Source organism: Actinoallomurus purpureus, from assembly GCF_024055795.1.
Taxonomy (GTDB): domain Bacteria; phylum Actinomycetota; class Actinomycetes; order Streptosporangiales; family Streptosporangiaceae; genus Actinoallomurus; species Actinoallomurus purpureus.
Window position 1 is genome coordinate 113675 of sequence record NZ_JAMXMY010000028.1, and the last position, 9211, is coordinate 122885.

Sequence of the window (9211 nt, forward strand, 5' to 3'; positions counted from 1 at the left end):
CGAGATTAACGGTTTCGCTCTACGCTTGATCATCAAACGGTCAGACAGGGATGGAGACCATTTTCGTGGATGAACAGGTCGACCCGTCGTCGCTCGGCATCGACACGAGCAAGCCGAGCGTCGCCCGGATGTACGACTACTACCTGGACGGTAAGGACAACTACCAGGTGGACCGGGACGCCGTGGACCGGGTCGCCGAGGCGATGCCGGAGATCCGCCGGCTCGCCCGGGAGAACCGCGCCTTCCTGCGGCGCGCGGTCCGGTACATGGCCCGTCAGGGGATCCGGCAGTTCATCGACATCGGCTCCGGCCTGCCCACCGGGGGCAACACCCACGAGATCGCACAGGAGATCACGCCCGACGCCCGTGTCGTCTACGTCGACAACGACCCGGTCGTACTCGTGCACGGCCGGGCCCTGCTCGCCCGGGACGACAACACCACCGTGGCGACCGCCGACATGCGCGATCCCGCCTCGGTGCTGGGACACCCGAACACCACCAAACTCATCGACTTCAGCGAGCCGGTCGGTGTGCTCCTGATCGCCATGGTGCATTTCATCACCGAAGAGGAACGACCGTACGTCATGGGCGCGCTTCGCGACGCCCTGCCGTCCGGCAGCCACATCACGTTCACCCACGCCACCCGGGACGGTCATCCGACCACCACGGTCGAGCAGATCGAGAGCGTGTACGCCACGACGCCGACGCCCATCTACATCCGCGAGCACGCGGAGATCGCGCGCTTCTTCGACGGGTACGACCTCGCCGATCCCGGCCTGGTCACCGTCGACGCCTGGCGTCCCGATCCCGCGGACCCGGCCCCGGAGGCCACCTACTGGATCTACGGAGGCGTCGGCCGCAAGCCGTGACCCGCGCCCGCGCCCCGGTTCCGCCGACCGCAGCGGTTCCGCCGAGGTTTTTCGTCGTTGGGACGCCGAAAAACCTCGGCGGAACGCGGTCAGCGGCGGCGGGCGTTCACGCGGCGGGTCGGCTCCGCCGTGGCCGGGTCCTCGGGCCAGGGGTGGCGGGGGTAGCGGCCGCGGAGTTCGGCGCGGACGCCCCGGTAGCCCTCACGCCAGAAGGACGCCAGGTCGGCGGTGACGGCGGCGGGCCGCCCGGCGGGCGACAGCAGGTGGACCACGAGCGGGACGCCGGCGATGCGCGGCGTTTCGGCCCACCCGAAGAGTTCCTGCAGCTTCGCGGCTAGCACCGGCTGCTCACCGGAGTAGCCGATCCGGACGCGTGAACCGCTCGGCACCGCGATCCGCTCGGGGGCGACGTCGTCGAGCCGGGCCGCGCACTCCCACGGCAGCAGCCCGCGCAGCAGCGTGACCACGTCGGCGCGTTCGAGGTCGGCTCGCCGCCGCGCGCCACCGGTCGTCAGGTCGAAGCACTCGAGCAGCGCGTCGTCGTCCATCGCCGGCCACGGCGGGCCGAGGACGCGGTGGCAGAACGCCAGCCGGGCGCGCAACGCCTCCGCCTCGCGGGTCCAGGTGAGCAGGCCGAGGCCTTCCCGGCGCAGGCCCTCGCGCAGGGCCGCCCGGACGAGCTCAGGGTCCGGGTCCGGCAGTGGCACGGCCGACAGCTCGATGGCGCCGAGGCGTTCGACGCGGCGCGCGACGACGTCGCCCCGCCAGGCGACCTCCTCCTCCACCGTCGTGCCCACGGCCAGCCGGGCCACCTCCTCGTCGATCGGGACGGCCTGGCGGATCCGCGCGGCCGGAGCGCCCGGGCGGCGGTCGGCGACCGCGATGGCCAGCCACTCGGACCCGCCGAGCGCGGAGCCCCTGACGGGCTCGGCAGCGGTGCCGGACGCCATGAGGTACCCCCCGTCGCGGGCCCGTGCGACCCGCTCGGGAAAGGCGAGCGCGACCACGACGCCCGCCGTCGTCTCGTCGTCCGGGCCGGAATTCGGGGCGTCCGGCACGGCGCGCCGCAGCCGGCGCGCCTCGTCCCGCCATCGCGCGTCGCCCCGGAGGCCACGCCACTGCCGGACCAGGTCCTCGTCGGTCCGTTGCTGGTCGGACAGCACCGCGACGACGTCCGCCGCCCGCGCACCGACGTGCTCGGCCCCGTCGAGAAGGGCGCGGGCCAGCCGAGGGTGCACGCCGATGCGGGACATCCTCCGGCCGCGTTCGGTGACCCGGCCGTCGCCGTCCACGGCGCCGATCGCGCGCAGGGTCTCCCGGGCGGCGCGCATCGCCGCAGGCGGCGGGGCGTCCAGCAGCGCCAGGCCGGTGGCGTCCGGCTCGCCCCAGCAGGCCGCCTCCAGCGCGAACCCGGTCAGGTCGGCCAGCGCGATCTCCGGCCGTGGGCGCTCGGGGAGCCGCTGGTGCTCGGCCTCGGTCCAGCACCGGTAGACCGTTCCCGGCGCCTCGCGCCCGGCACGCCCGGCGCGCTGGTCGGCGGCGGCCCGCGACGCCCGTACGGTCGTCAGCGCGCCCAGCCCACGCGCGTGGTCGGTACGCGGCTCCCGCGACAGTCCGGCGTCCACGACGACGCGTACGCCGGGCACGGTGAGGCTCGACTCGGCGACGGATGTCGTCAGCACGACGCGCCGCCCGCCGTCCGGGCCCCGCAGCACCTCCTCCTGCACGGCGGCGGGGGCGCGGCCGTGCAGCCGCAGCACGTGCAGGTCGCCGAGGGCGCGCGCGACCCGGTCGATCTCGGCCACGCCGGGCAGGAAGCACAGCACGTCGCCCTCCCGCTCGGCCAGCGCCCGCCGGACGGTCGACCCGACGTGGTCGAGCAACGCCGGGTCGACGGACAGGCCGTGCGGCGGGCGTACGGGACGGGGCGGGGGCGTCCAGACCACCTCCACCGGGTGCATGGCACCGTCCGCCGCGACCACCGGCGCACCGCCCATCAGCTCCGCCCACGGCCCGGTGTCGGCGGTCGCCGACGCGGCGATGACGCCCAGATCGGGGCGCAGCGTCGCGCGGACATCGAGGAGGAAGGCGAACGCGGTGTCGGCGTCGAGGTGACGCTCGTGGCACTCGTCGAGGATCACCACGTCGGCGCGCACGTCCGGGTCGTTCTGCAGGCGCCGCAGCAGCACACCTGTCGTGACGACCTCGACCGCGCTGCCCGGCCGGCGCTCACCGCGGATGGCGTAGCCGACGCGTTCGCCGACGGACTCGCCGAGCATCCACGCCATCCGCCGCGCTGCGGCCCGCGCGGCGAGCCGCCGGGGCTCGGCCACGATCACCCGCCGCCCGCTCTCTGCGAGGGCGAGCGGCACGAGTGTGGTCTTCCCGGTCCCGGGCGGCGCGGCCAGCACCGCCGTCCCGACGGAGTCGAGAGCGGCGCGCAACGCGGGCAGGGCGGCGGAGACAGGCAGGTCGGACGAACGCACCCCACCAGTGTGGCCGCTCCGACCGCGTCGGCCGGACACGCCATCGACCACGTCGGTCCGAAACTCGGCACCCGGGGCCTCGCTCCTCAGCGGTGGAAGCCGTCAGGCCGGCACGCCGACCCGGGCCGCGAACGCCCGCAGTCCCGGGACAGGCCCTAGCCGAGGCCGGAGACTTGGTAGTGGCTGATCTGCCAGTCGTCTTCCGAACGCTTCAGCACTACGCCGATGTAGCCGCTCAGCGTGGGCCTGTCGGTGAACGAGAAGTTTGCGTTCACGTACCCGAGCACGATGTCGTCGGAAAGGCGCCTGCTTTCCACAATGCGATACGCGACCGACAGGCCCAGGGGCTGGGCGTCGTAATAGTCGGCGACGCTCTGCCTCCCGACGCTGTAGGGGCGCGACCCCTGAAAGATCGCGTCTTCGGTGAAGTGAGAGGCGACCCGATGCGGATCGTGGTCGTCGACGCCTGCCTTCCACTGGTCGAGGACGCGGCGCAGGACGGCTTCAGCGTCTGTCATGGTGTGTATCACGTTCTCCTGTTGAGCGGATGGAATCGGGACCCGTGGGTCAGTGACCTGCGCTCATGCCACCGTCGACGTGGAGGATCTCGCCGGTTACGAACGGGGCGTTCTCCAGGTAGATGACCGCATCCGCGATGTCACTCGCCTCACCCATCCGGCCGACCGGGTGCAGGCCGGCGAGGGTCTCATGGGTCTCCACGGCGTGCATGGGGGTCTTGATGGTGCCCGGCGAGACGGCGTTGGCGCGGATACCGCGGGTGGCGTACTCGATGGCGAGGGACTTGGTGGCGGACTGCAGCCCGCCCTTGGTCAGCGAGGCCAGCGCGGAAGGGACTCGGGAGTCGGCGTTGTCGACCAGGCTGGTGGTGATGTTGACGATGTGACCGCCGCCCAGGGTGAGCATCTGCTCGATGGCCAGCTGGGTGATTCGGAAGAAACCGGTGAGGTTCACACCGGTCACGGCGGCGTAGTCGTCCTGGGTGTAGTCGGTGAAGGGCTTGGCGACGAAGAGTCCCGCGTTGTTGACCAAGGTGTCGACGCGGCCGAACCGCTCCACACCAGCGGCGATGACACGCTCGGCGGTGGCGGGGTCGGCGATGTCGCCCTGGACGGTCAGGATGTTCGCGTCGTTGGAGGGGGCGATGGTGCGCGAGGTGGCGACGACGGCGTAGCCGAGCTTGCGGTAGCCGTCGACGATCGCGGCGCCGAGGCCCTGCGAGGCACCGGTGACGATCGCGACCTTCTGGATCTGAGAGCTCATGATGACCTTCTTCGAGATGGCGGACATTCCGTGAACCGATCTCTAATTACTAGCCGACCGGTCGACTATTTGAAGCGTAGACGCCCGGGCGGGGAGAAGCCAAAGGTCAGGCGGCTTGGCCCGGGACCGAATTCCTAGTAGCTGATAGGGATGGCCTCTCAGCGCACGTCAGCGCGGCGGTGCCCGATCGGTGTAGTGCTGTCGCGTACGAAGGAGGGAGCGCCGAAAACGTCTCTAGCTGGCAGACTCGCCTCGCGATCGCGACAGCCTTAGCGTCTGTCACCCGGTTCTCCGGGGCGCAGCGAGGATCCCGGACTCAACCAGGCGGTGCTCCCCGCGCGGCGGGGGCGGCTTCAGGCCGCGCGCTCTGCGATGAACACGAACTCGCGGCCTGGGCGATCAGGGGCTTCTCGGACGTCCAGCACTCGATAGCCGTTGGCGGCCAGGCTCGTCTCCACCTCGTCGCGGTGGCGGAACCGGAGGGTCGAGTCCGAGGTGACGAGCGTGCCGTCCGCCAGGAACGTGTAGGTGTAGCGGAAGGAGACCAGCGGAAGGCTCACGTCGGTGACCTCGAGACGCCGCTCCACGGAGCCGATGCCTGGAACGTCGAGGGTGACCGGAGCATCGTCGGCCGCCCATTCCTCCCAGGCGCGATATTCGGGGCGTCTTGTCTCGAAGACGAGGTGACCCCCGGGGCGGAGTGCGGCGTGGACGCCCCGGAGAGTCCGTGTCCAGTCGGCGTCGGTGAGAAAGACCTGCGCCACGTTGCCCGCCATCACCGCGAGATCCGCACCCAGCGCCGGCGCCGCCGTCGCATCGCCGTGCAGCCAGGTGATTCTTCCGGTCGGATCCTTCGACCTCGCGATGTCGAGCGATGCCTCGGCCGGGTCGACGCCCACCACCGTGTGGCCGCCGTCCGCGAGGAGGACCGCGAGGCATCCTGTGCCGCACCCGACATCGAGCACGCGGTCGACGCCGAGCTCATCCGCGACGTCGAGGTAGGCCGTCAGATCGACGCGGTCGGCGTCGAAGGCGTCGTAGATGGGCGCGAGGCGAGGATGGGCGAAGATCGCGTCAGGCATCGCGCGACGATATCCACGCTCGACCGCCGCGACCACGGATTTTCGGCCGCCGCCGGCGTACTTCCCCCGCCGCGGCGCCGGCGTAGGGCCCTCCGCCGCGACGCGACAGGTGCTCAGAGGTAGAAGCCGGTGCCGGACGTCGGAGGCGTCGCCTCGATGGTGCGGCCGTCGCGGATCGCGTAGAGCTCCGCGAGGGACGCGGCGTCGGGGACACCGTCCGTGGTGCCCAGCCAGGCCGCGGCCTCGGCGCGGGACAGCGGACCCATCTCGATCTGCGCGAGGCACCGGCCGGGGCGTACGACGGCGGGGTGCAAACCGGCGAGGGGCCGGTTGGTGGTGATGGCGACGAGGACGTCGCGGCCCTGGCCCACGAGGCCGTCGGTGAGGTTGAGCAGGCGGGCCAGCGCCTGCCCGGTGGTGGCTCCGCCCTCGGCGCGGATGAGCTCGTCACAGTCCTCCAGGACGAGGAGCCGCCAGCGACGGTCGTCCTCGTCCTCGTCCTCCTCCCCCACGGCGACCTCCATGAGATAGGCGGGGTTGCCGAACAGTTGGTCCGGGTCGAGGACGCAGTCGAACTGGCACCACTTCGCCCATTCGCGGGCCAAGGCGCGCAGGGCCGTGGTCTTGCCGGTTCCGGGCGGGCCGTGCAGGAGGAGGAGCCGGCCGGTCACGTCGGCGGCGCGCACCGCCGCGAGCCGGTCGACGGCCGCCGCGGTCGCGGCCGAGTAGTTGCCCCGGATCGCCTCCCAGGACGTCGTCGCGATGGAACGCGCGCGGCGCTGCGCCCCATGGGGCCCGAAGTGCCAGAAGCCCATCTCCACGCGGTCCTGCTCCGGGGACGCCTCGACGGCGTCGCGGACCGACTGCTCGACGATCGCGGCGGCCAGTTCGTCGCTGACGGCGGTGACCTCGACGGTGCCGGACCCGCCACGCCAACGGACCGAGCGCAGCGTCCAGCCGTCGCCGCAGGCCAGCAGCGCGTCGCGGTTGTCCTCGCGGACGGCGCGCAGCACCCGCGCGCCGGGCGGGCGCAGCGGCGCGTCGGAGCGGACCCGGTCCAGCCGCTTGACCCGGGCGTACGGCTGCCGGCCCGTCGTGAACGGCTGCAGGGCGAGGACGTCGATTACGCCGCCGAGCGTGTCGGTCGTGTCGAGCCGGTAGTCGACAGGCGCTTCGGGCTCGGCCCCTATGATCGGGACGACGGGTTCGGACATGCCCTCGATCATCGGGGTGCCCTTGGCCCGCGTCCAGTGAATTTGCACGAAACCGGGCGCACCGTCGCTCGACGGCGGGCCCCGTGTACGTCCAGAAGGAGCATCACATGGCCACCGTCCGTACTGCGAACGCTCATTGGGAAGGCCCGCTCATGGGCGGGCAGGGCAAGGTGTCGCTGGACTCCTCGAAGCTCGGGGAGTTCGAGGTGAACTGGCCGTCGAGGGCGGAGAAGCCGGAGGGCAAGACGAGCCCGGAGGAGCTCATCGCCGCCGCGCACAGCACGTGCTTCTCCATGGCGCTGTCGCACGGTCTCGCCGGGGCCGGCACGCCGCCGGAGACCGTGGACACCCGCGCCGACGTGACCTTCCAGCCGGGTGAGGGCATCACCGGCATCCACCTGACCGTACGCGCGTCGGTGCCGGGCATCTCCGCCGAGGACTTCGAGAACGCCGCCCAGCAGGCGAAGGCCAACTGCCCGGTCAGCAAAGCGCTCGCCGGGACGAAGATCACGCTCGACGCGTCCCTGGCCTGACCCGGTGTGGGCGCCGCCCCGGACGGGCGGCGCCCACGCCGCACCCCCTCTACCGGGAGAGGAGCGCGTCGCCGAGCAGACGCCAGTGCGGCATCGCGGAGCGGCCCGGCTCGATCCCGATCACCTGGACGGCGACGTGGTCGGCGCCGGCCTCGACGTGGCCGTGGAGCCTGCCGACGATGGCGTCCACGTCTCCCCAGAACACGAGGTCGTCGACGATGCGGTCGCTGCCGCCGGCGATCTCCTCCTCCGAGTAGCCCAGCCGGCGGAACTTCGCGATGTTGTACGGGCTGGTCAGATAGGGGCGCAGGTGCTCGCGTGCGATCGCGCGGGCCTTGCCGGGGTCGGACTCGAGCAGCACCGCGTGTTCGACGCCCAGGAACGCCTCCCGCCCGAGGACCTCCCGCGCCTGCGCGGTGTGCGCCACGGTGACGTGGTAGGTCTGCGCGCCGGCGGCGCGGTCGCGCGCCAGCTCGAGCATCTTGGGCCCGTACGCGGCCAGGATCCGGCGCATCGGCGCCCTCGGCCTGGGATTGGGTGACTCGACCGCGTCCATCGCGTCGAGATACTCGGTCATGGCCGCGAGGGGCTTGACGCCGGGCCGCTGCTCGCCGCCGAATCCCAGACCGAGCACGTGCCGGTCGGGGTAGGCGTCGGCCAAGAGGAGAGCGGCGCCGTACGCCGACCAGGCCTGGCGCGACCAGATCTGCGCGATGCCGTTGATGATGTGCATCCGCTCGGTGCAGGAGAGCAGATAGCCCGCGTGCGTGAGCGCCTCGCGCCCGAGGAGCTCGGGGAACCAGAACGCCCGCCACCCCTGCTCCTCGAGTTCCTGGATCGACTCGCGCATCCGCGCGGCCGGCTGGTCCTCGAAGTCGAAGGTGTAGACCCCGAACGTTCCAAGATCCAGGCTGCCGCCGGGACCGCGCCGGGCCGCGTCGAGCCGGTCGAGGGCGTCGTCGTAGCGGCCCAGGCCGAGGTCGAGAAGGCCGAGCGCGCAGTCCGCGGCGGCGGACTCCGCGCCCGGCAGATCCCGTCCGGGCGGGTCGCCGGTCAGCGCGCCGCAGCGCTCCTCGTCGCCCTGGATCGCCGCGACCCGGGCCAGTACGATCTGCAGCCGGCCGACCCGTTGCGGCCGGCCGGTGTCGCGGGCGATCGTGATCGCCTCCGCGACGTTGGCCTCCCCGTCGCGGAACAGGCCGGCCGCGACCTGCGCCTGGGCCAGTCGCTGCAGCGCGCCCGCCAGTTCCCCGACCAGTCCCCGTTGCCGGCAGCGGGCGACCTCGGCGGTCGCGAGCCGGATGGCGGCGTCGTCGTCGCCCAGGATCAACCCACTGTGGATCGCCTCCACCGTCTCGCCGGGGTCCTCGGTCATCCCGCCGTCCGAGGCGGACGCGCGGTGACCGTCGCCCGGCACGCCGAGCGCGCCGTCGAGCACCTCCCGCAGGAGGGGGACACCGCGGGCGAAGTCGTCGTCGACGAGGTGGGCCAGGCCCTGGAGCAGCGGGTCGCGGCGCCCGGCCCCGGCCGACCGCTCGGCGGCTGCGCGGACCGACTCCCGGTCGCCGGAGAGCCAGGCGTACGAGGCGCCCATGCGAAGCATGGCGGGCGCCCGGTGGTCGCCGGCGACCTGCTCGACCAGGATGCGGGCGGCCCGCCGGGGATCGCCCCGTTCGAACTCGACGGCGGCGCGGACCCGCGCCAGCCGGGTCAGGGCGCCGGGGTCGGCGGTGAGCCCTTCGGCAC

At 72.6% G+C, this 9211-nt stretch carries 8 protein-coding genes; 2 read left to right on the forward strand and 6 right to left on the reverse strand.

The annotated features are described in order from the left end of the window. The first annotated feature begins 65 nt into the window (after nucleotides 1-65). Nucleotides 66-869, forward strand: coding sequence for an SAM-dependent methyltransferase (locus tag NE236_RS37755; protein ID WP_252847076.1), 804 nt, complete (start codon nucleotides 66-68; stop codon nucleotides 867-869). A gap of 89 nt (nucleotides 870-958) precedes the next feature. Here NE236_RS37755 and hrpB read toward each other — a convergent pair whose 3' ends face one another. From hrpB to NE236_RS37780, 5 genes are all read right to left on the reverse strand, one after another. Then, nucleotides 959-3355, reverse strand: a complete 2397-nt coding sequence (hrpB, locus tag NE236_RS37760; RefSeq protein ID WP_252847077.1) for an ATP-dependent helicase HrpB — start codon at nucleotides 3353-3355, stop codon at nucleotides 959-961. A 155-nt stretch (nucleotides 3356-3510) separates the two neighbouring features. Continuing rightward, nucleotides 3511-3873 carry an SgcJ/EcaC family oxidoreductase gene (locus tag NE236_RS37765; protein ID WP_252847078.1) on the reverse strand — a complete coding sequence of 121 codons (363 nt, stop codon included), beginning with the start codon at nucleotides 3871-3873 and terminating at the stop codon, nucleotides 3511-3513. A gap of 49 nt (nucleotides 3874-3922) precedes the next feature. After that, a complete protein-coding gene (locus NE236_RS37770; RefSeq protein ID WP_252847079.1) occupies nucleotides 3923-4636 on the reverse strand; it encodes an SDR family NAD(P)-dependent oxidoreductase in 714 nt (237 codons plus the stop codon). Between the two features lie 353 nt (nucleotides 4637-4989). Next, the gene (locus NE236_RS37775) at nucleotides 4990-5718 is read right to left on the reverse strand and encodes a class I SAM-dependent methyltransferase (protein ID WP_252847080.1); all 729 of its coding nucleotides are present in this window, start codon (nucleotides 5716-5718) and stop codon (nucleotides 4990-4992) included. 113 nt (nucleotides 5719-5831) lie between these two features. Then, nucleotides 5832-6932, reverse strand: a complete 1101-nt coding sequence (locus NE236_RS37780) for a DUF5925 domain-containing protein (protein ID WP_252847081.1) — start codon at nucleotides 6930-6932, stop codon at nucleotides 5832-5834. Between the two features lie 107 nt (nucleotides 6933-7039). Here NE236_RS37780 and NE236_RS37785 point away from each other — a divergent pair, with 107 nt between their 5' ends. Further along, a complete protein-coding gene (locus NE236_RS37785; RefSeq protein ID WP_252847082.1) occupies nucleotides 7040-7465 on the forward strand; it encodes an OsmC family protein in 426 nt (141 codons plus the stop codon). Between the two features lie 49 nt (nucleotides 7466-7514). On the opposite strand, the gene NE236_RS37790 is transcribed toward NE236_RS37785, so the two are convergent. Next, on the reverse strand, nucleotides 7515-9211 hold a 1697-nt coding region (locus NE236_RS37790), incomplete at its 5' end, for a TIGR03620 family F420-dependent LLM class oxidoreductase (RefSeq protein ID WP_252847083.1).

What these genes read in the sequence shown, in the direction of transcription:
- NE236_RS37765 (WP_252847078.1), bottom strand. Translation starts at nt 3,873, where the DNA reads ATGACAGACGCTGAAGCCGTCCTGCGCCGCGTCCTCGACCAGTGGAAG.
- NE236_RS37770 (WP_252847079.1), bottom strand. Translation starts at nt 4,636, where the DNA reads ATGAGCTCTCAGATCCAGAAGGTCGCGATCGTCACCGGTGCCTCGCAG.
- NE236_RS37775 (WP_252847080.1), bottom strand. Translation starts at nt 5,718, where the DNA reads ATGCCTGACGCGATCTTCGCCCATCCTCGCCTCGCGCCCATCTACGAC.
- NE236_RS37780 (WP_252847081.1), bottom strand. Translation starts at nt 6,932, where the DNA reads ATGTCCGAACCCGTCGTCCCGATCATAGGGGCCGAGCCCGAAGCGCCT.
- NE236_RS37785 (WP_252847082.1), top strand. Translation starts at nt 7,040, where the DNA reads ATGGCCACCGTCCGTACTGCGAACGCTCATTGGGAAGGCCCGCTCATG.